The sequence below is a fragment of the Dolichospermum sp. UHCC 0259 genome, from assembly GCF_009711935.1.
GTDB lineage: Bacteria > Cyanobacteriota > Cyanobacteriia > Cyanobacteriales > Nostocaceae > Dolichospermum.
Window position 1 is genome coordinate 1 of the sequence record NZ_VIKX01000220.1, and the last position, 23,352, is coordinate 23,352.

Here is a 23,352-nt window from a genome sequence, read left to right on the forward strand (position 1 = left end):
GTAAAGGATTCACAGAATTAACACACTAGAGTGCTGCCATTTCCGCAGAAATGGAGTATCGTATTAATTTTATCATTTATGCTATCAGTAGCTTAGGTAACTTAATTGGTAGTATTTTCAGTTTATTCCTATTTTACCGGACAGGTTACACTTTTACAGGCTGGTCATGGAATGCAGCTTTAGTAGTTTTAGGCTTTTTTACCCTATTACAAGGCTTTTCTGCTACTTTCCTAGCTCCTAACTTAAATCAGATTGTGCGCCATGTCCAAGAAGGGACTTTAGACTTTGTATTATTAAAACCTATTCGTAGTCAGTTTTGGTTATCTCTTCATACCATTTCCCCCTGGGGAATACCAGATTTAATCTTTGGACTATTGATCATTGCCTATGCTGGTACAAAACTTAACTTAGGAATTGACAAATACTTACTGACGATCTTTCCGTTGACTTGCGGTTTAGTTATTCTTTATAGCTTGTGGTTTATACTAGGAGCGACTAGCATTTGGTTCGTGAAAATATATAATATTACTGAAGTATTACGAGGAGTTTTAGAGGCTGGAAGATACCCAATAACGGGTTATCCTGCTGCTTATCGTTTTTTCTTTACCTTCGTAGTACCAGTAGCTTTTTTAACTACAATTCCCGCCCAAGCTATGTTAGGTCAAATTCAATTTACCTGGTTATTGGGTGCAGGACTATTAGCTTTGATCTTGTTTTTCATTTCTACTCAGTTTTGGCGGTTTGCTCTCCGTTTTTATACTAGTGCTTCCAGTTAATTGGACACCAGCAAGAATTAAGATCCCCGACTTCTGTTGTCATCGTCTCCAGAAATTGTGACTTATCCTTAGAAGCCAGGGATTTGGGAAACCTAACGATTACAACATATCTGGATTTTCACCCAATTCTCGTAATCTAGCAGCCAACCTATCTGCTTTTGCCTTAGCTGCTTCTGCTTGAGATTTAGCTATTTCTGCTTGGGATTTAGCTGCTTCTGCTTGAGATTTAGCTGCTTCCTCTGGCAATAAAACTAAATTACCAGCAGCATCATAAAACCGCACCCAAATTGTAGTTTCCCTTTCTACCGTTCCTTCCCAAGTTCCCAACCATAAACCTAAACGTCTACTCCATAGCCAACCATGTTCATTGGGAATTAACGGCTGGTACTTTTGGTTATCATCTAAATGCCATCCTTGTAAAGAATGAGGATTAAATGGATCATAGACAAAATAATCCGAGGTACGAAAAGTCTGTTCATAAAGGTCTTTTTTAATGCCTTTATCTATTGCTGCTGTAGAAGGTGACATTAATTCCACAATTACATCAGGATAGCGACCATTTTCGTCCCAAACCACCCAACCTTGTCGAGTGTTAGTACCATCAACATTGAGAACAACAAAGAAATCAGGACCACGAAAATCACGATTGCGAACCTGGGCGCTGCTGTAATAAATAAACATATTACCCCCAGTAAAATAATCATTGCGATCGCACCAAAGCTGCTGCAATGATCGGATAAGGACATTCATTCCAGTCCGGTGTCTATATGATTCCAAGGGTTCACCATCATCAAATATTAAATCTGTTGGCGGGTTATGGGTTTCACCATCGTCAAACACAAAATGTGTGGATGAGTCTTCCCTGTCAACAATGGCTAGATTCTTTTCGGTAGTCATGAGTGATTATCGCCTTTTTCATCAAGCCTAAACTTCTATAATAATCTTCTTGGAGCTTAGTAAATTAAAATGTACAAATAAGAAATATAGCGGTATGCACTTGAGTGAGATACAATCAGCAAATCTTAAAACCTGCAGGGGCGGGGAAACCCCGCCCTCAATTGTATTGAGTCCGAACGATAACCGCTATAGTTACAAATTCTCCTTAACCCAACTCCTAAAATTCCGCATAGCCTGACTTCTCCCAATAGTTAAACACTGCCGTACATATTCATTAACTAATTCAATAATGGGAATATTCGGAAAATTAGGACTAAATGAAGATTTTATATATTTTCCTGACTGTAACAAGAAAATCTCCAAACCTTGTTGTTGATATCGCCACAGTTCAGGAACTCCCAAAATTTCATAATTCTCAAATCGAGTCCGAGAAGTAATATCAATTTCAATGGCTAAATCTGGTGGTGGATCTATATTTAAATCAATCCGATTTTTGCCAATTACAGCAGCTTGATTTTGAATATAAAAACTGGTATCTGGTTCTACAGCTTGCCGCATTCTTTCATTTTTAAGTGTCGTCGAACCAAAAGGTTCACAATCAATTTGGAGTTTATCTAATAAAAGTTTAACTAAATCACCAAGAAGTTCTTTATCTTTTTCATGTTCAGGTAAAGGAACCATAATTTCTAACCAACCATCACTATAAGAAATACGCGCTGCACGTCTTTCTCCCATTTCCTCCAAAATCTTTTCTAACTGCTGCCAACTAATATCCTTGAGTAACATTTGTTGACCTGGATTGACAATAATTTGTTGCAGTTCTAAAAGCATATCGCCTCAAAGATTATCCAAGTTTTTAAGAATTATCTTTCTTTATAATATGACCATTCACCGCACAATTGATATTTCCTGTAAAATTAACATCAAAAGAACCGTTAAACAGGAGAAACCAGGCGTGCCTACACTCGGTGTTAATATTGACCATATCGCTACCATTCGTCAAGCACGGCGGACAGTAGAACCAGACCCCATAGCAGCAGCAGTATTAGCAGAATTAGCAGGTGCTGATGGCATTACCGCCCATTTACGCGAAGATAGAAGACATATTCAAGATCGAGACGTGCGGCTATTGCGGCAAACAGTGAGAACCCATTTAAACTTAGAAATGGCAGCAACCTCAGAAATGTTAGCGATCGCTCTCGATATCAAACCCGATTATGTTACCCTAGTCCCAGAAAAACGGGAAGAGGTAACAACAGAAGGTGGTTTAAATATTGTCGGACAAATTGCTAGAATAGGGGAGATAGTTGATAAATTGCAAAACGCCGGCATTCCCGTCAGTTTGTTTATTGATGCCGAACCACCACAAATTGAGGCATCTGTCAAGGTAAAAGCCAAATTTATTGAACTACATACAGGACAATATGCGGAAGCCAAAGACGAAACAACTCGCCAAAAAGAACTAGCTTTATTAGCCCAAGGCTGTGAACAAGCCATTAAAGCTGGGTTGCGCGTGAATGCCGGTCATGGACTCACTTACTGGAACGTTTACCCCATTGCCGCCCTTCCAGGCATGGAAGAACTTAATATTGGTCATACTATCATCAGTCGGGCAGCTTTAGTCGGTATGGAAAGAGCAGTCCGGGAAATGAAAGAGGCAATGCGGGGTAATTGGTAATTGGTGATTATAAAAATTACTCCCCAGTCCCCAGTCCCCAGTCCCCAGTCCCCAATCTCCATTCCTAGAGGGGTTGTAGCTGCGTAATTCCAGAAAATTAGAGTCAAATTTGGAAACTTCAAACTACTATGACCTCTCAACAGTCTAACAACCTACCCTTATGGGTACAAGATAGAGCTAAAGTAATCGCAGCCAGCACTGATGCTCAATGGCGTAATCAAAAACCCCCTGACTATAGCTGTTCTCAGCAAAACCTAGCGAAAGAGAGTATTCACCATCATCTCGAAGGTACACTAGAAGCTATAGTGGAAAATCTCGTAAGAACCTTTGAAATGGAAGTGTCATGGAAAACTAACCCCGCACAGTGGTTATCTATCGTCAATGACAAATTCCGGGTAACAAGCAATGGTAGTCCAGAATACACCGCTGCTGAGTTAGGTAAATCAGGTACTTATAATTTATTTATGGCTGATTCCGAACATTACAAAGCTTCAGAGGAAAGTTTTGAATCTTCCCATGATATCTTTCATAGTACCTTCCCCCAAGGTTTCCCCTGGGAAGTGTTAGCGGTTTATTCTGGTCCACCGAATGTTACATTTAAATGGAGACACTGGGGACATTTTCAGGGTAAATATAAAGATTATGCACCCACAGGGAAAACAGTAGAAATTATCGGTATGAGTGTTGCTCATGTCACCGAAGATTTAAAAATTGTTTCCTTAGAACACTATTTTGATAATGCCCTATTCTTAGAAAGCCTGACAGCAGGTGGCAAACTAGAAAATAGTGAAAATAAGGGCAGTGGTTGTCCTTTTGGTTCTTGGTTTAAGGGATTGAAGAAAAGTTAATTACTCAGGGTACAGATTCAACACTCTAGCTTAAAATTATAGCAGATCCCCGACTTCTGCTTTCATGATTTCCAGAAATTAGGACTTACGCAACTGGCACATTGGTAGGGTGCGTCAGATATCAACAATCTGTTTATTTGCAGTATTTATGCAGTCTGACGCACTCTACAACAGATTTTTAGGTGCGTCAGATATCAGTAATCTGTTTGTTTGCGGGATTTATGCAATCTGACGCACCCTACAACAGATTTTTAGTGTGACACTTGCGTAAGTCTTATAAATGATGAATTAATACTAGAAGTCGGGGATCTTACCGCCGTACCCTAAAATTATAGATTAGTCAGCAAGCAAAGACAATGAAAACATACTATTACGTTTTGGCCAGTCAACACTTTCTTATGGAAGAAGAACCGATAGAAGAAGTTCTCAAAGAACGGACTCGTAACTATCATGAACAAGAAAAAGAAATTGATTTTTGGTTGATTAAGCAACCCGCTTTTTTAGAAGCAGTAGAAATGAAAGATATTAAAAAGAAATGTCCCCAACCTGCGGCAGCGATTATTTCCACCAATGCCCAATTTATTACCTGGCTAAAACTGCGCTTAGAGTATGTGATTACTGGTGAATTTTCCGCCCCTTCTGATAGCATACCCAATCCCTTAGCATCTCTCAGTACAGTTTCTTAATAGGGAACAGGGAACAGGGAATAGGGAACAGGGAAGAAAGAGTTTACCAATTACCAATTACCAATTACCAATTACCAATTACCAATTACCAATTACCAATCACCAATTACCAATTACCAATTACCAATTTATGCAAATATTAAAAATCTTGCCAAGTGTGTTATTACTATCAGTATTCCCTTTAATTAGCAATATTAATCCTGTGATTGCTCAACAAAATCTTGCTAATTGTCAACAACCAAATCAGGGGGAATATCTATTATTAGTGATAAGTCCCACAACTGAAAATCAAAAACAGTTGCGTAGTGCATTACCGACTGAATTAAAAACAGTTATTTGTAAATATAACAATCAAACAGTAACCCGGATTGGTGGTTTTAAAAAGATTGATGATGCCAATCGTTGGGCAAGGTATATTCAGAATATAGTTGGTTTGTCTGCCATTATTACCACTCGCGCTACACAACAAGCACCTCAACAAGCACCTCAACAAACGCCTCAACAAGCACCTCAACAAATACCACAGACAACTGCAAAAGTAACAACTGCAAAAATCAGCTACAACCCCAAAATATTAGGGGAAGGTTATGCAATTCTGGTTGATTATTTCAACCGTCCAGAAATGGTTAGTAGTTTGCAAAAATCCGTAGGAGGTGATGTAGGTTTTGTTTCCTATGGACAACGCCCTTACCTATTGGCAGTTTATACTACCAACCAAAAAGAAGCATACAATACATTAAAAAAACTTAGCGAAAGCGGATTTGTAGCTATTTTAGTTGATAGTCGTAAAGTAGTATTACTACGCTCAAATGTCCGTTAAAAGTTATTTAACAACTGACAACTGACAACTGATTAATATACAGCCCGTGCTAACCAAGAAATAGCTATACCTAAAACCGAACCAGCGATAACTTGAACTGGTGTATGTCCTAATAATTCCTTGAGACGGTCTTGAAAAAAGTCCGGTTTTTCATGGAATAATTCATCAATCATTTGATTGAGTATTTTTGCTTGCTTGCCGGCAGCTTGACGCACTCCAGCGGCATCGTACATAACGATGATAGCAAAAACTGTAGCTAGAGCAAATTCTGGGGATGCCCAACCTAAAGTTTGACCTAAACCGTCTGCTAGGGCTGTTACTAGGGCTGAATGGGCGCTGGGCATACCTCCAGTAGTCACTAAAACACGCACGTTGAACTTGCGATGTTTAACTAGCTCAACGATAAGCTTTAATCCTTGAGCTACAAAACAAGCTACAAGAGCAACCAGCAGCACGCGGTTGTTGATAATTTCGCCTATGTCCTGCATGGTATTTTGGTGAAGTTAGTAAGTGTGAGTAGTGGTTGTATGGAGGAAAACGTCAGGAGAAGCCAAAATTTAGCCAAAATCCCAAATTAGGCTTAGTGATTACGACTGGTGATAAAGTGGGCGAGCGCTTGCAAAGGAATGGCTTTTTCACCATAGGATTCTAATTCAGCACAAGCTTCAGCAACCAGTTGTTGGGCTTTGGCGCGAGATTCGTCAATTCCCCACAGACTAGGATAGGTAACTTTCTGGGCTGTGAGGTCTTTCCCCGCGGTTTTACCCAACTGCTCTTGGGTAGCGGTGATATCTAGAATATCATCAATGATTTGGAAAGCCAGACCAATATTTTGAGAATAACGAGTTAATTTTTGCACATCTTCAGCGGATGCACCAGCAATAATTCCCCCACAAACTACGCAAGCTTCTAACAGGGCTGCTGTTTTATGATTATGAATAAAATTCAGGGTTTCTAAGGAAATATCGGGTTTACCTTCGGATTCTAAATCTACCACTTGACCACCGACTAAGCCAGCCGCGCCTAGTGCTTTACCCAGACGAATGATGACTTGTAATACTCTATCTCTGGGTACATTTGTAGGAGTTTGGGCTGCTACGTGTTCAAAGGCTAAAGCTAATAAACCATCTCCTGCCAAAATAGCAACATCTTCACCATAGACTTTATGATTTGTGAGTTTACCGCGACGATAATCATCGTTATCCATTGCGGGTAAATCATCATGAATCAATGACATGGTATGAATCATTTCTACGGCACAAGCTGTAGGCATGGCCATTTCTATTGTGCCACCAATCATGTCGGCAGTAGCGAGACAGAGAATAGGACGAACTCGTTTACCTCCAGCTAAGAGTGAGTAGCGCATGGCTTCATAAATCTTTTCTGGATAGACGACGGTAATGGAATTATCCAAAGCCTGTTCGCAAAGCTGTTGTCGTTCTTTGAGATAGGTAGCGAGGTTAAAACTAGCTGATTCTGATTTTTTGGGGGTTTCCAATCTTTTATCCGTTGCTACCATGCTTTGTATTCCTCTTGACTTTTGAAAATATTGGGTTGTTTGTGGTTCCGGCGGAGCGCTTCGCTATCTGTGTACCAATTTTACGGGGGTTTGGGGCGGAAACACTCACAGGATTTTAGATTTTGGATTGAAGAGTTAAAATTTAAACTCTCAAATGGTTTTAACGCCTCCGAACTCATTTGTGGATTCATCTAAAATCCCAAATTGATTACCTGTTTTGGTGAGGAATCATGAATATTCATAAAAATTATTTCTCAGTTGCTTGTTGTTTGTAAATAGCTAGAAACAGTATTTTGCAATAACATGGCTACTGTCATTGGACCAATACCACCGGGAACAGGGGTAATATATTCTGCCACATTAGCGATCGCTTCAAACTGAATATCACCAACTAATCGGCTTTTGCCATTGCTATCTGTCACCCGATTTATTCCCACATCTACCACAATTGCGCCCGGTTTTACCATCTGGGCATTAATCATTCCCGGAATGCCAGTAGCAGCAATGAGAATATCAGCATCTTTGGTAATATCTTGTAAATCCTGGGTTTTAGAATGGGCAATGGTAACTGTAGCATTAGCTTCTAGTAACATCAAAGCCATAGGTTTGCCTACTAAAATACTCCGGCCGACAACTACGGCTTTTTTGCCTTCTAAAGGAATTTTATATTCTGCTAACAATCGCATCACACCAGCAGGAGTACAACTGCGTAAACCGGTTTCACCTCGTACCAGTCGTCCTAAGTTCACGGGGTGGAGTCCATCAGCGTCTTTATCCGGGGCAATTTTATGTAATAGACTGACGGCATCTAAATGATTGGGAAGGGGTAACTGAACCAAAATCCCGTCTACTTGATCATCTTCGTTGAGTTGGGCAATTACTTCCTCTAATTCAGTTTGGCTGGTTTGGGCAGGAAAGTGTTTACCAAAAGAGGTAATCCCAACTTTAGCACAGGATTTCTCTTTGTTACGAACATAAGCGGCTGATGCTGGGTTATCTCCCACCATTAATACCGCTAATCCAGGCGATCGCCCAATTTTACCTTGTAATTTGGCAATTGTCTCACTAAGTTCTTGCTGAATTTTATCGGCTAATGCTTTACCATCAAGGATTTTCGCAATTTGTTTCATAAGGAATAGAGGACAGGTGAATAATATTCACCACTGACAACTGACAACTGACCAATGACCAATGACCACTGACAACTGACAACTGACCAATGACAACTCCATTTTCTCATTTTCCCAGTCACCTAAAATTTAATTTTTAAAGTAAAATACTTAATTGCTTTATCTCACCAATTTTCTAGAGACAAATTGTGTGAACATAAGCTAAATCGCATACCCCCAACCAGCTACCATCGTGCAAGATACCGACTCTATGAATGATATTGCTGCTGCACTCCAACAGCCGGCAGATTTAGACTTTGCATTGCCTGATCCAGAAGATGAACAAATTCCTGAGTCCGATTTTTTACAACAACTTGATGTAGCATGGCAGGTATGCGATCGCTTTGACTTGCAAACAGAAATTTGGCGTGGTCGCATTTTACGCTCTATTCGTGACCGTGAGAAAAAAGGCGGAGATGGACGTGGTACAGGCTTTCTCAAATGGCTTAAAGAACGAGAAATCAGCAAAACCCAGGCATACAGTTGGATTCAATTAGCCAATAGTGCTGATACTTTGATATCCGATGGCAAACTCAACCCAGATACAGTTAATAACTTCAGTAAACGGGCATTTGTAGAAACCGCCAAAGCCTCACCAGAAGTGCAACAGATGGTCAGTGAAGCCGCAGAAAAAGGCGATCGCATTACCCGCAGAGAAGTCCGCCAACTCAGCGACGAATGGACAGCCATGTCCTCAGAGTTATTACCAGAAGAAGTCAGGGAAAAAGCCGCAGATAACAGTCTGCCTCCGCGCTACATTGCCCCTCTGGTCAAGGAAATGGAAAAACTGCCCGAATTGCACCAAAAGGCATTACAAAGGGATATAGCCGCCAATCCTGACGTTGATACAGTTAAACAAGCCACATCAGAAGCCCGTCAATTAGCCAAGTACCTCAAATCTGCCGCCCAAGTGCAAGCCTTAATCGCTGAAGACGTAGATATTGAAACCGCATTAGAAGAAGCCCAGAGAGTCGGTTGTTTAAGTATTGCTGCTGACTTGGTAAATCAGGCATCACAAATTGAACAAACCATTGGCAAATTGTATATGACCTGGAAAAAAATCAGTAGTTTAGCAGATAGATTATATGTAGATACTGGTGCAAGTACACCCAATTTGCGATCGCTCCTCACCTGCATAGAACCACTAGGAGGAGAAATCATGGAACTGCAATTAAGCGGGACAATAGAACACACAATTAGATTACAGATTCAGGAAACGAGTTAAGTAATTGGTAATGGGTGATTGGTGATTGGTGATTGGTGATTGGTAATTAATCAAACTCCTTCCCAGTCCCCAGTCCCCAGTCCCCAGTCCCCAGTCCCCAGTCCCCAATCCCCAGTCTTACTGTGCTAATTCCTCCATTTTCTTCGCCAATTCCACATCCAAATTGCTGATAGCATTACCGATATCGTGGGTAATAAGATTAACCTGAACAGTATTATAAACATTGAACCATTCCGGGTGATGCCCAAGTTTTTCCGCGTGAACACCCGCACTAACCATCCAACCTAACGCCGTTGCAAAAGAGCTAAATTTATATTCTTTGTATAATTTGCCTTCTTTGATTTGCCATCCTGGTAAACTATTCAGGGCTAATGATAGTTCAGTTTCGCTTAATTTTTGTGCTGCCATTTTTCTCACCTACACAGAGATTTATAGATACTAATCCTATTTGATTATCATCTTTTTTGTGTGTTTGAGCTTCTATCTTTTGAGTAATATTCGTAGATATAGCAGATTCATAAGATCCTGATTCTGACAATTACAAGTTCCTATGAACTGCGTGGACGTTCAGGCATTTTTAAGTCATATAAAAATAAATGCAGAATTTCTAGTGGTGACATTGGGGAAGCATGAATCATTAAGTCATCATTACCTGGATGTAAATGAAATCGTTTTCCTTGATTGTCATTATTGTGTTCTGGTAAATTTAGATCAAAGCGTAAAAATTTAGTTGGGTTATCTTCTAAAAATCTAATCTCAAAGTCAAAAGCAATAATTTCAGCGGGTCTAATATTTTCATCCACTAAAATTGCAAAATCAAACCAGCAACCATCAAATCTTTCAAAATGGGGAATTTCTTTAAGTCGCTTAAAGTTTCTTTGTCCTCCAGTTATTTCAATAAGTCCTTTACTCTTTGGTGTCTTTTTGAGTAGTGCATGAATTTTAGAATAATATTCTTTGTTTAAAAGTTTATCATCACAGGCTTTTGTTAAACATCTCAAAATCTCACTTCGCAAGAAGTTAGCACTTTTCACTGTTAGGGGAGTCTTTTCTAATAATCGTGCTTGTACATTCTCACAAATTTGCTCCCAGTCACTCTTACTGCTCAAATTAAATCTCCCCTTTCCAGAAGGACAAGCCATTCAGCATATTCAGATTCAGGTGGTAAAGTTTGCGTTTCAGCCATTTCAATTATTTGAGAGTCAGTGTAACCTGACCATTCTTGAAGTGTCGCTAGTCTTTCCTGAATTTCTTCAAAACTGAGTAATTCTGTATCTTTTAAAAATGAATATACCCTAAAACCGAGCCAACTAACAATATTTGGAGCATAAGAAAACATAGTTTTTGCTGATTCTGGTGATAAAATCAGCACTAATCCACGTTTTCTCATCAAGGAACTTCTCATACAATCAAATTCATACCAATTATTTTTATTCCATTCTTCAAAGTTCCACAGAATTAAATAATCTTCAGTTGCATTAATAATTTTGTCTACTAAAGTATTAGTTTCAGAATTTGCAGAAAAGCATCCCACTTCACATTCTGCAAAAATGCTAAGTGTTTCTTGTAAATCATCAACTAATTGCTGACCATCTAAATTTGAAGTAATGAGTGCTGACCAAGTATTTCCTTCAATTGGCTGTGAACCAATTCTCTGTAAAAATTCATCAATAGAAACTGATTTACTTAAATTAATCATTTTAATTTTTTTAAACTAAATATTTGTTTATTTATGTTAGTAGTGGTTTAATAGCTGGATGAACTGCATAGCGTATTTTTGGATCTCTATATTCAAGAATTAGTCTTCTTACAAGTAATCTTAAGTCTTCTTCAGTTCTGGGAATAAATATTTCTTGCTTAATAATTTGCTTAAGAATATTCAACTCTGCATCGGAAACACCACGCAACTGATTGCTACTAAAAGACTCAACAGCCTTGACGAGTTGTTTTTCTCTTACCTCATCTTCACCTGACAAGTATGTTTCCTCAATTGAGGTTTGTATCAAATTAATGAAATCTCGTAAAACTCCACCAGAAAAGTAAATCAACGATTGAATTGCTGATTCTTCTATAAAATTTTCAGATGTTCTAGCTTTAATAATGTTTTCAAAAAAACTATAAGATTCAGAATCATTCTCTACATCAAAAAATGGCTGATAGCAAAAATAATCTAACTGTTCACTTACAGTATCACGGTAGTCACCATAAATTATAGTTAATGGACCGACTACGACTATTCCAGTACCCGCAGATGATATAGATTTGACATCCGTAGACACAAGTTGTATAAAAGTTTTAGAATCATATAATCTGTCTAGACCATCAATTAGAAAAACAATATTTCCATATATTTCTGATGTAGCTTTAACCAAATTATTAAATATTTCTAGCAACCGTATATTGATGCCGTATAGTTCAGATATATCTGTAATAATACCTTTATGTTTTACAGTTTTAAACGGCAGATTTATGAATATATTTTCTTCATAGCCATAGGCTAGTTCACGAATTTCTCTGATATATTTCTGGATATTTTCATCTTCACTATCTTTTAGAAGTTCAGCAAGTTGTAGACCTGCCATTGTAGTTAGAACTCCACTAGTTATTTTTGATACATCTGGATAAAAACTAACATCTAGATATATTGCATGAATATCTTCTATCTCATTAATTTGCTGACAAGCAACTAATAATTGAGTGGTTTTCCCAGATCCAATTCCTCCTAAAAGAAGATGTGAAGAAGACGGGCGCAAAGCTATACGATTTGAGATATTATCTACAAGTAATTTTCCTGGTGCGTGGACATAATAACCACTTTTAATTGCTTCTGATGGATTTGCTGCACCCTCAAAAGCTGCCATCCTTTCCCGAAAAAGCTTTAGTCGGTTTGACATATAACTTAAACTCTCTGTTTACGAAATTGTGTGTACTGTGAGAAATAGCTGAATATCTTTAATGACTATTATAAATATATAACAGTTTTATTTCTCACAACTCACTATTAAAACCGTCCATTTCCCTGAACAATGTGCTTCACCGTCGTCAAAGTCTCCAAACTGATAAATCCCCGGCGATGTCCTTTTTGATTGGACATTCCTAAAAATACAGCTTCTCCCCGTGAGGAGTGACGGAAAAAACGAGGGGAAGCATTTATGTAGGTGGAAGCACTATTTACTCCTAATGCAAATTGGCGACTTTCTTGGTAGGATTCTGTGACAATACTATCCGCATGACTGCTACTATATTGATTAATCCAAGCGATCGCACTTTCTAAACTATCTACTAACTTAAAAGCTACTGTTTTGGTTAAATAAGGTGTTCCCCATTCTTCATCTTTGGCTAATTGCAATTGAGGAAATGCTGCAACTAATTCTGCATCTCCTTTGAGTTGAAAACCTTTTTCTTTTAAACTACCCCACAGCACTGATAAGGAAGATGGCAAGGCTTGACGATGCACTAAAACTTTTTCAATGGCATTGACTTGATCTGGTTCGCCTTCATGGCTATCCATAATCATCCAGCGAATCATTTCTAAGCTACTATTAAGCGACCAATATAAGTAACAATTACCCATTGCTGATTTTAATACTGGGCAGGTTGCTTGTCTAACTACCTGTTGAATTAAACTGGAACGTCCATAGGGAATAACTAAACTTAAATACTGATCTTGGGTAACTAAATCTCGCACTGAAGCACCATGTTCAGCGGTGATTAATTCTACACAACCTGCGGGTAATCCGACTTTTGTAATGGCTGTTTGCAGGGCGTTAGCGATCGCCGTATTAGAATTACTAGCTTCCGTACTACCTTTAAGAATAATACTATTGCCCGTTTTTATGCAAAAACCAGCAGCGATCGCCCCCAAATCCGGGAAAGCCTCATAAATAAAGGCAATTACCCCCAAAGGCATCAATTGAGTATAGCTTTGAGAGTCTTCCTGTTGATAATCAGCAGTTCTCACCCGTCGTAAAGGATCAGATAATTCTCCCAATCGTTGCAGAATCTTAATCGTATTCTCCAACCGAGAGGGAGTTAGCTTCAACCAGTCCAAAATTAATTCGGGAACTGCCATTTCTCGACTTGCTTCTAAATCCAGAGTATTAGCTTCGAGAATCTCATCAAAATCACTTTCTATCGCTTGTGCCATTGCTAACACAGCGCGACTCCTATCTATCCCCTTAGTCGTTCCCAATTTTAAGGAAGCCTGAAAAGCGCGGTTAGCACTTGTCATAGGTTCGGGGTAATCATCAATCACTTCACCTGTCATGGAGTTAACGTCTGTAAGTAAGCCAGACCATTAGTGCTGGCAGAATTACCAATAGCACTGCTACAATTGCCCAAGCTATGATGTTGGAACTATTAGCTAATCGTAGGGCTAATGGTAGCCATATAATCACTAACACAAAAATAATGCTGAGTGCTATGGGCAAATAGTTTTGTCCTAATCGGGGTTGAACAATTTGCCAATTATTGCCTTTCCAGCGCCAAGCACGCTTGTAAGGATAAGTAGTAGAAAGTTGTTCCAATACATATCCATTTTCTTCGACAACAAAAATCTGCTGACAGCGATCGCATCCAAACGCTTCTGTAAGTGTAATGGGAACTAACTGTCCCTTGCGACGACAAGGACAAGCGTATTCCGTATTTAAATCAATTTTATCTGGTTTTTGAGGTTGCACAAGCGAGATAAATAACTTGGGCGGTTTTTTACATTATTCCCCAATTTTCCTGAAAATCAGCATGGGAAACCTGAAAATTACGTCTAATGATATAGCCGGGGAAATTTTCTCACAAACTCCCAACCTAAAAATCCATCATCTACCAATCTAGTAGAGATGGAAAATCTTTAGTTTTATTTTAACATATCAACTTTAACTAGAAAGCGGGTGATGGGATTCGAACCCACGACATCAACCTTGGCAAGGTTGCGCTCTACCACTGAGCTACACCCGCGAAATCACCAATAAACTTATTATTCCAGATATATTCTCAGTTGTCAACCCCTGAATTAAATTATTTTTAGAGGGGCAGAGAGCAGGGGTGCAGAGGAGCGGGGGAGCAGGAGGGGTGCAGGGGTGCAGGGGAGCGGGGGAGAGAAATATTCTTTTGCCTATTACCAATTACCAATTACCAATTACCAATTACCAATTACCAATCACTTATTACCCATCACCTATTACCCATTACCCACCACCCAATTAACTTGCTAAATTCGGGCGTAATTGGCGCATGAGACTAGCCATTTCTATAGCATTCATAGCATATTCCCAACCATGATTACTCTTGATTCCGGCTCGTTCTAGGGCTTGCTGCATGGTATCTGTGGTTAAAATGCCGAAAATCACCGGCACACCTGTTTGGAAACTAGCCGCAGCAATACCTTTAGAAACTTCTGACGATACATAATCAAAATGCGGTGTTTGTCCTTTAATGACTGCGCCGAGGCAAATTATGGCATCATAACGGCCAGACATTGCTAACTGACGGGCTACATTAGGAACTTCAAAACTACCAGGAACCCAAACATAGTCTACCTGCTGTCCTTCGGGTTCAGGATCTATACCATGACGTTTCAAGCAATCTTTACATCCTTCTACTAATTTCAAGGTAACAAGATCATTGAAGCGAGCGATGATCAATGCAAAGCGCAAAGACTCGGTGTGCTGAAAATTTCCTTCAAAAACTGCCATAACTGCCTCTAAATAAATTTAGATAGAATAACTGCTTTACTAATATACTTTTCTGCCAGCAAAACAGAAGAGCAGGAAAGCACAATCAGGAAAAAGTCGTTGAGAAAACAATACCTTCACAAAACTGAAAAAAAGCCCTGATTAGTAGGTTGGGTTGACGTAAGGAAACCCAACAAATGCTTTGGTTTGCGCTGTCGCTTAATCCAACCTACAAAAAATGGCGAAGATATTGAAAAAACAAAGTTTTTGCTTTTTGACTCTTTACTGAGCTTTTCTGCTCATTTACTGTGTATGGTAGGTGCTAGTGAACGGTTAAAACATTCAACTAAACCACAAAGAAGTTTAATATAGCAACCAACACAACTAACGCCGTCCAAATTCCTGAACCAACCCAGAGTAGTTTTTTAGATTCTACCCAGTTTTGAGGAGTAGCGTAAACAACAGGTACACCAATCACAAGCACGAAGGAGAACAGGACTAATGATATTAAAGCGATTTGAAATACTATGCTCATTTTGTTTTTCCCAACATAACTAAATCTTAGTTTTCCCAGAACTGCCGCTGTATAAACAGTTTAGGGTTTTCAGTGAACCTTATGAACTCATAAAGCATCGCCTGATCAATTAATATTTTACGTCTGGTTTGTAACAGTTGCTCACTTCTGATCTTCCAATCTGTTTTTTTCTTTCAGGGATTGGGGACTGGGGATTGGGGACTGGGGACTGGGGACTGGGGACTGGGAAAATGATTAAGATAGAAATTATATTCTCTGACTTCTACTTCCTTCCTTCTTCCTTCTGACTCCTGACTCCTGACTCCTGACTCCTGACTCCTGACTCCTATCTTAAAATATATGGATTTAATTCTTTGTCACACAACTGCGGATTTTGACGCTTTAGGGGCAGCGGTGGGGTTAACTTGTCTTAAACCAGGGAGTAAAATCGTCTTGACTGGGGGCGCACATCCTCCTGTGCGGGACTTTCTAGCGTTACATCGTGATGAGTACCCGTTGATTGAAAGACGTTCGGTAAATCCTGAAAAGATTCGCTCTTTAATGGTTGTGGATACTCAAAAGCGCGATCGCCTCGGTAAAGCCGCTATCTGGTTTGATTTACCCCATATCCAAGAAATCATCGTTTATGATCATCATCTTGGACAAAATAGAGACATTCCCAGCACCCAGTTATATATTGACGAAGTGGGCGCTACAACTACCTTAATGGTAGAAGAATTACAAAAAAATAATATTTCTTTAAATTCTGCCCAAGCAACCGTAATGGCTTTGGGTATTCATGTTGATACAGGTTCATTAACCTATAAACAATCTACAGCCAGAGACGCTTTAGCTTTAGCTTGGTTAATGCAGCAAGGGGCAAATTTATCAGTTATTTCTACTTATCGTGATCCTGGTTTATCACCACAACTACAACAATTATTAACTGAAGCTTTAGAAAATTTAGAATATCTTTGTTTACGAGGATATACCATTGCTTGGGTAACACTAAAAACCGATGGTTTTATCCCAGGTTTATCAAGTTTAGCCTCCGAAATTATTGATTTAACAGAAACCGATGCTGTACTATTAGCAAATGAATATCCTTTAGGTGAAGATGATTGGCGATTAACAATAATTGGGAGAACACAAATTCCCCAAACCAATCTTAATTCCTTATTTCAACCTCATGGTGGTGGAGGACATTCCCAAGCAGCATCTCTTAACCTCCGCACCACAGATTCCCAACCAATTTTACAACAATTATTAGATAGTTTAAAAGCCCAAATTCCCCATCCGCCTACAGCTAGAGATTTGATGTCTTCGCCAGTGCGAACAATTCGCCCCGAAACTACCATAGCCGAAGCACAGCGGATTTTATTACGTTATGGACATTCAGGTTTATCTATAGTTAATAACCAAGATTTATTAATTGGAATTATTTCCCGACGGGATTTAGATATTGCTTTACATCATGGGTTTAGTCATGCACCAGTTAAAGGTTATATGACAAATAATTTAAAGACAATTACCCCCGATACTTCTTTACCAGAAATTGAGTCTTTAATGGTGACTTATGATATTGGCAGATTACCAGTATTAGATCATGGGCAATTAGTTGGTATTGTCACCCGCACCGATATTTTAAGAGAATTACATCAACTGACAATTAAAAATTTAGAATCAACAATTGAAAATAATTCTCGAAATTTAGGACTTAATAATGAATTAGAAAAACGGCTGACTCCTCAACTTTGGCAATTACTTAGTATTGCATCTCAAGAAGCAGAAAAACGAGGTTGGCATCTTTATTTAGTTGGTGGTGCTGTCCGTGATTTGCTATTAGCAGAAGCGGAAACTCGCAACTTGATGATTAATGATATTGATTTAGTAGTTGATGGTTTTCATAAAACCGCAGATGTGGGTGCAGGTGTAGAATTAGCTAAAGCCTTACAGCAAATTTATCCAAATGCCAGATTAGAAATTCATGGTGCATTTCAAACTGCGGCTTTATTATGGCATAAAGATTTAGTATTAGACTCATTATGGGTAGATATTGCCACAGCCAGAACTGAGTTTTATCCTTATCCAGCAGCAAATCCAGAGGTTGAGGCTAGTTCTATTCGGCAAGATTTATATCGGCGAGATTTTACGATTAATGCGATGGCTTTGAGGTTAACTTCTCCTCGTGCTGGTGAATTATTAGATTTTTTTGGTGGTTTTATAGATTTACAAAATCAGCAAGTTCGGATTTTACACGCTAATAGTTTTATTGAAGATCCAACTCGGATTTATCGCGGTGTGCGGTTTGCAGTGCGCTTTGGATTTGATATAGAACCACAAACAGAAACATATATTCGTTATGCTATAAATAGCGGAGTTTATGATCGAACAAGTCAAGAAAATAGTAAAACTCCAGCTTTGCAAACTCGGTTAAAAACCGAATTAAAATATATATTAGCAGCAGATTATTGGCAATCAGCTTTAGAATTACTGGATAATTTAGGAGCTTTACAATGTATTCACCCTACCTTAAAATTAGATTCAGAACTTAGCCGACAATTTAATTTATTAAAACACTGTTTAAGGAAATTTGACCAAAAACAAACTTTAATAAATTGGCAAATGCGTTTAGAAGTATTAATTGCCTATTTACAACCAGAATATCGCAGGAAAGTAGCTAAAAATCTCCAATTAACTGATGATAGTATTATCAGATTAGATAAATTATCTCAAATTGAATTTGAAGTAATTACATTATTACCGACTTTTGAAAAACCTAGTCAAACTCTCTATTTACTCAGAAAATATGATTTGCAAACTTTAATTTTAATTGCTTTACACAGTCCCCGCAAAATCAGAAGACGCATTTGGCAATATTTAACAAATTGGGGAACTATTCAACCGCTATTAAATGGAAATGATTTAAAACAATTGGGTTATAAACCTAGTCCCCAATATAAACAAATGCTTGATGATTTATTGACTGCGACTGTAGATGGTATAATTAGGGATAAAGCAGAAGCACAAGAATTTTTAGCCCAGCATTATTATTGTCTGAATCAGGATTTAGAGAATTAAAGGATTTACAGGATGTTTTATTCATTAATCCTGTTCGCGTAGCGTGGCGTTAGTAAATTTCCAGTAGGTTGGGTTGTTCGCGTCAGCGTTACAAAGCAATGGAATGAAACCTAAAATTATTAAATCTTTTGTTGGGTCGCGCTGTCGCTTAACCCAACCTACATGAATACATGATTATTCCATTTTGTTCATTATATTCATTGTTTCGACGCTAACTGTACAAACTCTCATTAATAAATCAATTACCTGTTCTTTATAATCTGCGAAACGATAAGTACTGAATTTTTCGTTAAAAATATGGACGGTATTGGACTCGAACCAACGACCCCATCGATGTCAACGATGTACTCTAACCACCTGAGCTAACCGTCCTTAATGACATAGATTATTAAGTTAGCATATAAAATATAATCTGTCAATACATAAAACCAAAATAATATTCTACATATATCTAGTCAACTGCACCCGATAGCGATCCTTTTTCGTAACGGCAATTTCCCCAACTTCCAACCGCCCTTTCCCGCGAATAGCGATTAAATCCCCTGTTTTAACGTGGGAACTTGCTTGGGTGACTTCCTTCCAATTGACACGCACATCATTAGAGTCAATCAAATCTACCATTTTACTGCGGGACATCCCAAACCCAGCCGAAGCCACCGCATCTAAACGCAAAGAAGCTTCCACAGTCGTCATTTCCTTCTTCTTCGGTTCGCGGATTTTTAACTCATTAATCTCAATCCGTCGGGTTTTCACAGGCACAGAACGCACCTGTTGTAAACTCATCTCTAAAAATTCTACCAATTCAGGCACGACAATCACCTGCGCCCCTCTTTCCCCCAATACAATCACATCTCCCGTTTTTTCCCGCACAATCCCCGTTCCCAGCATTGCACCTAAAAAATCCCGGTGATTTGCTGTATCAAACAAGAAATTACCAGCAATTTCTAAAGCCACTATCGCCACTTGAGACTGATCTAATGGTAAATCAGCACGAGCGATCGCTAACCTTTGTCTTTCTGCCTGTGGATATCCACCCCACGCTACCGAATGCACCTCCGTTAAACGGCTAAATACCCGTTGAATTTCCGCCAACTCCGGCGGAGACAAAAAATCTGTAAATACCACTTCCCATGTCTTTATAGCTTGATCTGCTTGATCAATTACACGGGCAATAGTATCGCGGTTTTCAACACCTTTTAAAAGTTCTTCTCTAGGTAGCATGAATTTTTAGGAGTCAGGAGTCAGGAGTCAGGAGTCAGGAGGAAGAAGGAAGAAAGAAGAAAAAAATTACCCAATTACCAATTACCAATTACCAATTACCAATCACCAATTAATTATTTTCCGCATAACCTTGAATATTTTCTGGTTCAAACTGGCGGAGAATGCGAGTAGCTTGACGAGTTAGAGTTTCCGAACCCTGTACCACAATTAAATACTTACCTGCATCTAAACGATTGCGATAGGGTAAAGCATCACCACCACCCTCAAATAAACCCACCCCACCACCGACAAATACGCTACCCATTGCACCACTACCAGCGCCCAGAATGCCGCCAACTACATGATTACCAATTTCTCCAGCCCAAGCAAAGGTATCTAAACCAGTAATCAAACTAAAGGTAAAACCGGAAAAAAAGCCAAATGGTACTAACCAAATCGCCATGAGCTTTACTTGTTTTTTCGCCTGTTCTTTGGGGTCAATTAAACCAAACTCATCAGCACTTTTGTATCCTCTACCGAGAATAGTGCCATTTATCCCTTCTCTTTCTAAAGCTAAATCAGCGGCTTCAGCCTGGATGCGATCTGATAATACAGCAACAAGATAATTCATCAATTTTAAAATTCAGGATTAATGTGACTTTAGCAAATCCAAAGGCTCACAAAAATTATTCACACCTTGTTTAAGAATATAAATTAAAACGGGTGTAGCCAGACTTTTGGGAAAACTCGGTATTGTCCTCAGATGTACTATCATCCCTTGAATTGACTCATTTAACAAGTCTTCTCGATATTCTTGTTCACAAATTACCGCCCGCCATTTTTTGGCTAAAGCATCTAACCAGTCGGAATTGGTTTGTTCTGGTTCTTGTCCAGCCCGAATGGCCAGTGTCATTACCGCATCTTCTAAATCTCCATCGCAATCCTCTATCAAGTCTAATGCTTCCATTGCTTGCGGATCATCTACCAAATGAGAGCGAAATTTTGCAATCTCTTGTGATGTAACTGTAGTCATGAGTTTTTGACTAAACCAGGATTTAAAACCTATTTTACAGTATTGGGGACTGGGGATTGAGGATTGGTGATTGGTGATTGGTGAAGAATTTCCTCCCCTACCTCCCCTACCTCCCTACCTCCCCTACCTCCCCTAACTCCCCTACCTCCCCTATCCCCCTGCCTCTTACTTAACTCCTGATTCCTGTAACTGGTTCAAACCCCTCGTGGTGACATATCTTTGTAATTCTGTTAAAGCTCGGTTGTAATCCAAAATTGCTCTAACACGATTACCTTCAGAACGAGTAAGATCATTTAATGCGTTAATTACATCGGTTTGAGTGCCTACACCAGCTTGGAATCTTAACCGCGCTAACCGCAAAGACTCTTTAGCTTGTTCTAAAGCCACATTAGAAGTTTGCACATTCTCCAAATTTGATGCTTGGGTAGAATATGCCTGTTCTACTTGGAAGCGGATTTGGTTGCGCTGTTCAGAAAATTGAGTTTCAGCGATCGCAATATTGGTCTTAGATTGGGCGGCTCTGGCTTTTGCTACCCCGCCATCATATAAACTAAAGGTGGCTTGCACTCCCAAAGAATAACCATCACTCATGCTTGTTCCATCATCAAACTGATCTAACAAGTTATATCTGCCTATTAAGCTAACCTGGGGTCCCAACGCTGCTAATGCCTGTTTTCTTTGAGCCTCGCTAATATTGCGCTGTGCTAAGTTCTGTTGGAGTTCAGGACGGTTTTGATAAGCTAAAACAATACTTTGTTCTAGTGGTTGTTGCCATAAACCTGCCAATTTTACAGGATCGGCAGCAGTAATACTCACTGATTGGGGTAAATTCAACAGTGGTGCTAACCTACGGCGGGCAATTTGTTGTTGAGAAAAGGCGCTAGTTAAGTCCTGTTGGGAGTTGGCTAAATTTACCTGCGATCGCAACACATCGAAACGAGTCCCCACACCCGCCCGTTCTAAAGCCACTGCATCCTTCAAACTCGCTTGAGCATTTGTAACCGCTGACTGAGAAATTCTCACATTTTCATCAGCTTGTTGCAAATCATAATATGCCCTAGCCACATTCAGGCGAATTTCCTCAGATTGCCTTTCTACATCCAACTCTTGCACCCGTATCCTTGCTTCTGCCTCTTTAATCGCTGCATTACGTCTACCAGAGGTGTAAAGATCATACCTTATCTGTGCAGTACCAATAAATGTAGTAGTCGAAGGAGCATCACCAACCAAAGGATTAGTCTGTCTAGCTTGATCAAACTGTAGTGTACTACTAGCACTGCGACTATTTGTCACATCACCACTCAAATCCACAGTAGGCATTAAAGCCGCTTGAGCTTCACGCAGAACCGACTTACTCCGTTCCAGTTGCAATACAGACACCTGTAAATCATTATTATTCCGCTTGGCTAGTTCTAGCGCCTGTGACAAACTAATTGACTGAGTTCCTTGAACCTTCACTTCCTCTGCTTGCGTCGGATATAACAGCGGATTAGGACTAGGATTCAACTCATTAGAAACATTAGGAAAATCTACAGGTTGACTAGGTACAGGATTGACATTTTCTTCTGGAGGAGGTGGACTGGTTTCTGTCGTAGTCGGAACAGTTGTTTGTGCTATCAAAGCATTATTTTGAGGTAAGCAGGTGTTAGCAGTAAGTAGCAAAGCTGCCTGACCCTGGGGCTGTAATTGTGGACAATTACTAGACCCTAGCAACTTTGATACCTCAACATCACCATTGATCACTTGCTGATCAGAGTTACTTAAGTTACCTAACTGAGAATTACTCGCAAACAGTAAAGTATTATTTGAATTTGATAAATCAGAAAAACCTACAAATCTACTCTCATATTTGAGAGAATTTTTTTCTCCCTCAGTGCTGAGATAGTTGTCAGCCATGATTATAGGTAGACTGCGGTTGCCAATAGGCTTGATACTACCTTGACTAAAATAACTAGCAGGTAATAATCCTGGGTTACTGTTAACTTTACTTTTAGATAGTAGGCTATTGTCTGGGAATAAATTTCTATTATCAGTAGAAACCAATACACTAGAAGCAGACTTTAGCTGTAACTCATTCACTTTATTAATAACAGTAGCCCAAGCGGGCTGAGTTGTTAATACTGCTACTGTTACACCAGGTAAGAAACAATGGAATAATTGCTGTCCTTTCACCGCATCCCCTCACACAAAAAATATTAATTTAGCGGCAGAATACTTGTCTTCAACACAAAATATAG

24 protein-coding genes and 2 tRNA genes are annotated in these 23,352 nt (G+C 39.2%); 7 read left to right on the forward strand and 19 right to left on the reverse strand.

Annotation, left to right across the window (positions count from 1 at the left end):
• The first annotated feature begins 50 nt into the window (after nucleotides 1-50).
• On the forward strand, nucleotides 51-776 hold the full coding sequence (locus FJR05_RS18535) for an ABC transporter permease (protein ID WP_168645484.1): 726 nt from the start codon (nucleotides 51-53) through the stop codon (nucleotides 774-776).
• Nucleotides 777-875: 99 nt separating this feature from the next.
• Here the strand turns inward: FJR05_RS18535 and FJR05_RS18540 are convergent, their stop codons facing one another.
• Both FJR05_RS18540 and FJR05_RS18545 read right to left on the reverse strand, forming a co-directional pair.
• Nucleotides 876-1,673 (reverse strand): Uma2 family endonuclease, encoded by a 798-nt coding sequence (locus tag FJR05_RS18540; protein WP_174783773.1) that lies wholly within the window; start codon nucleotides 1,671-1,673, stop codon nucleotides 876-878.
• A gap of 192 nt (nucleotides 1,674-1,865) precedes the next feature.
• The gene (locus tag FJR05_RS18545; protein WP_168645485.1) at nucleotides 1,866-2,504 is read right to left on the reverse strand and encodes a Uma2 family endonuclease; all 639 of its coding nucleotides are present in this window, start codon (nucleotides 2,502-2,504) and stop codon (nucleotides 1,866-1,868) included.
• 124 nt (nucleotides 2,505-2,628) lie between these two features.
• Between FJR05_RS18545 and FJR05_RS18550 the strand changes: the two genes are divergently transcribed.
• The 4 genes from FJR05_RS18550 to FJR05_RS18565 all read left to right on the forward strand — a co-directional run bounded on the left by FJR05_RS18550 (nucleotide 2,629) and on the right by FJR05_RS18565 (nucleotide 5,705).
• Nucleotides 2,629-3,351 (forward strand): pyridoxine 5'-phosphate synthase, encoded by a 723-nt coding sequence (locus FJR05_RS18550; protein WP_168645521.1) that lies wholly within the window; start codon nucleotides 2,629-2,631, stop codon nucleotides 3,349-3,351.
• Nucleotides 3,352-3,479: 128 nt separating this feature from the next.
• On the forward strand, nucleotides 3,480-4,199 hold the full coding sequence (locus tag FJR05_RS18555; RefSeq protein ID WP_168645486.1) for an ester cyclase: 720 nt from the start codon (nucleotides 3,480-3,482) through the stop codon (nucleotides 4,197-4,199).
• 356 nt (nucleotides 4,200-4,555) lie between these two features.
• On the forward strand, nucleotides 4,556-4,885 hold the full coding sequence (locus FJR05_RS18560; protein WP_168645487.1) for an MgPME-cyclase complex family protein: 330 nt from the start codon (nucleotides 4,556-4,558) through the stop codon (nucleotides 4,883-4,885).
• 130 nt (nucleotides 4,886-5,015) lie between these two features.
• Nucleotides 5,016-5,705 (forward strand): hypothetical protein, encoded by a 690-nt coding sequence (locus FJR05_RS18565; protein ID WP_168645488.1) that lies wholly within the window; start codon nucleotides 5,016-5,018, stop codon nucleotides 5,703-5,705.
• Nucleotides 5,706-5,737: 32 nt separating this feature from the next.
• Here FJR05_RS18565 and FJR05_RS18570 read toward each other — a convergent pair whose 3' ends face one another.
• The 3 genes from FJR05_RS18570 to folD all read right to left on the reverse strand — a co-directional run bounded on the left by FJR05_RS18570 (nucleotide 5,738) and on the right by folD (nucleotide 8,354).
• Nucleotides 5,738-6,193: a divergent PAP2 family protein gene (locus FJR05_RS18570; RefSeq protein WP_168645489.1), complete on the reverse strand. Its 456-nt coding sequence runs from the start codon at nucleotides 6,191-6,193 to the stop codon at nucleotides 5,738-5,740.
• Between the two features lie 92 nt (nucleotides 6,194-6,285).
• Nucleotides 6,286-7,224 (reverse strand): geranylgeranyl diphosphate synthase CrtE, encoded by a 939-nt coding sequence (gene crtE / locus FJR05_RS18575; RefSeq protein WP_168645490.1) that lies wholly within the window; start codon nucleotides 7,222-7,224, stop codon nucleotides 6,286-6,288.
• 254 nt (nucleotides 7,225-7,478) lie between these two features.
• On the reverse strand, nucleotides 7,479-8,354 hold the full coding sequence (gene folD, locus FJR05_RS18580) for a bifunctional methylenetetrahydrofolate dehydrogenase/methenyltetrahydrofolate cyclohydrolase FolD (protein ID WP_168645491.1): 876 nt from the start codon (nucleotides 8,352-8,354) through the stop codon (nucleotides 7,479-7,481).
• 232 nt (nucleotides 8,355-8,586) lie between these two features.
• On the opposite strand from folD, the gene FJR05_RS18585 reads away from it, so the two are divergent.
• Nucleotides 8,587-9,618, forward strand: coding sequence for a hypothetical protein (locus tag FJR05_RS18585; RefSeq protein ID WP_168645492.1), 1,032 nt, complete (start codon nucleotides 8,587-8,589; stop codon nucleotides 9,616-9,618).
• A 117-nt stretch (nucleotides 9,619-9,735) separates the two neighbouring features.
• Here FJR05_RS18585 and FJR05_RS18590 read toward each other — a convergent pair whose 3' ends face one another.
• The 9 genes from FJR05_RS18590 to psbZ all read right to left on the reverse strand — a co-directional run bounded on the left by FJR05_RS18590 (nucleotide 9,736) and on the right by psbZ (nucleotide 15,822).
• Nucleotides 9,736-10,026, reverse strand: a complete 291-nt coding sequence (locus tag FJR05_RS18590) for a 4a-hydroxytetrahydrobiopterin dehydratase (RefSeq protein WP_168645493.1) — start codon at nucleotides 10,024-10,026, stop codon at nucleotides 9,736-9,738.
• 140 nt (nucleotides 10,027-10,166) lie between these two features.
• Nucleotides 10,167-10,727, reverse strand: coding sequence for a hypothetical protein (locus tag FJR05_RS18595; protein ID WP_168645494.1), 561 nt, complete (start codon nucleotides 10,725-10,727; stop codon nucleotides 10,167-10,169).
• Nucleotides 10,724-11,317: an ABC transporter permease gene (locus FJR05_RS18600; protein WP_168645495.1), complete on the reverse strand. Its 594-nt coding sequence runs from the start codon at nucleotides 11,315-11,317 to the stop codon at nucleotides 10,724-10,726. Before FJR05_RS18600 ends, FJR05_RS18595 begins: the two co-directional genes overlap by 4 nt.
• A 31-nt stretch (nucleotides 11,318-11,348) precedes the next feature.
• Nucleotides 11,349-12,479 (reverse strand): hypothetical protein, encoded by a 1,131-nt coding sequence (locus FJR05_RS18605; protein WP_217385629.1) that lies wholly within the window; start codon nucleotides 12,477-12,479, stop codon nucleotides 11,349-11,351.
• 140 nt (nucleotides 12,480-12,619) lie between these two features.
• A complete protein-coding gene (locus FJR05_RS18610) occupies nucleotides 12,620-13,885 on the reverse strand; it encodes a glutamate-5-semialdehyde dehydrogenase (protein ID WP_168645497.1) in 1,266 nt (421 codons plus the stop codon).
• A gap of 4 nt (nucleotides 13,886-13,889) precedes the next feature.
• Complete coding sequence (locus FJR05_RS18615; protein ID WP_168645498.1) at nucleotides 13,890-14,297, reverse strand: hypothetical protein; 408 nt, start codon at nucleotides 14,295-14,297, stop codon at nucleotides 13,890-13,892.
• 202 nt (nucleotides 14,298-14,499) lie between these two features.
• A tRNA-Gly gene (locus tag FJR05_RS18620) sits at nucleotides 14,500-14,571 on the reverse strand.
• A gap of 245 nt (nucleotides 14,572-14,816) precedes the next feature.
• On the reverse strand, nucleotides 14,817-15,308 hold the full coding sequence (gene ribH / locus FJR05_RS18625; protein WP_168645499.1) for a 6,7-dimethyl-8-ribityllumazine synthase: 492 nt from the start codon (nucleotides 15,306-15,308) through the stop codon (nucleotides 14,817-14,819).
• Between the two features lie 325 nt (nucleotides 15,309-15,633).
• Nucleotides 15,634-15,822 (reverse strand): photosystem II reaction center protein PsbZ, encoded by a 189-nt coding sequence (gene psbZ / locus FJR05_RS18630; RefSeq protein WP_168645500.1) that lies wholly within the window; start codon nucleotides 15,820-15,822, stop codon nucleotides 15,634-15,636.
• A 339-nt stretch (nucleotides 15,823-16,161) separates the two neighbouring features.
• Between psbZ and FJR05_RS18635 the strand changes: the two genes are divergently transcribed.
• Entirely contained in the window at nucleotides 16,162-18,882 is a 2,721-nt protein-coding gene (locus FJR05_RS18635; protein ID WP_168645501.1) for a CBS domain-containing protein, read from the forward strand.
• Between the two features lie 298 nt (nucleotides 18,883-19,180).
• Here FJR05_RS18635 and FJR05_RS18645 read toward each other — a convergent pair.
• The 5 genes from FJR05_RS18645 to FJR05_RS18665 all read right to left on the reverse strand — a co-directional run bounded on the left by FJR05_RS18645 (nucleotide 19,181) and on the right by FJR05_RS18665 (nucleotide 23,287).
• A tRNA-Val gene (locus FJR05_RS18645) sits at nucleotides 19,181-19,254 on the reverse strand.
• A gap of 69 nt (nucleotides 19,255-19,323) precedes the next feature.
• Nucleotides 19,324-20,103: a photosystem II S4 domain protein gene (locus tag FJR05_RS18650; RefSeq protein ID WP_168645502.1), complete on the reverse strand. Its 780-nt coding sequence runs from the start codon at nucleotides 20,101-20,103 to the stop codon at nucleotides 19,324-19,326.
• 109 nt (nucleotides 20,104-20,212) lie between these two features.
• Nucleotides 20,213-20,713 (reverse strand): hypothetical protein, encoded by a 501-nt coding sequence (locus tag FJR05_RS18655; RefSeq protein WP_168645503.1) that lies wholly within the window; start codon nucleotides 20,711-20,713, stop codon nucleotides 20,213-20,215.
• Between the two features lie 18 nt (nucleotides 20,714-20,731).
• A complete protein-coding gene (locus FJR05_RS18660) occupies nucleotides 20,732-21,115 on the reverse strand; it encodes a hypothetical protein (protein WP_168645504.1) in 384 nt (127 codons plus the stop codon).
• Nucleotides 21,116-21,280: 165 nt separating this feature from the next.
• Entirely contained in the window at nucleotides 21,281-23,287 is a 2,007-nt protein-coding gene (locus FJR05_RS18665) for a TolC family protein (RefSeq protein ID WP_168645505.1), read from the reverse strand.
• Nucleotides 23,288-23,352 lie beyond the last annotated feature (65 nt).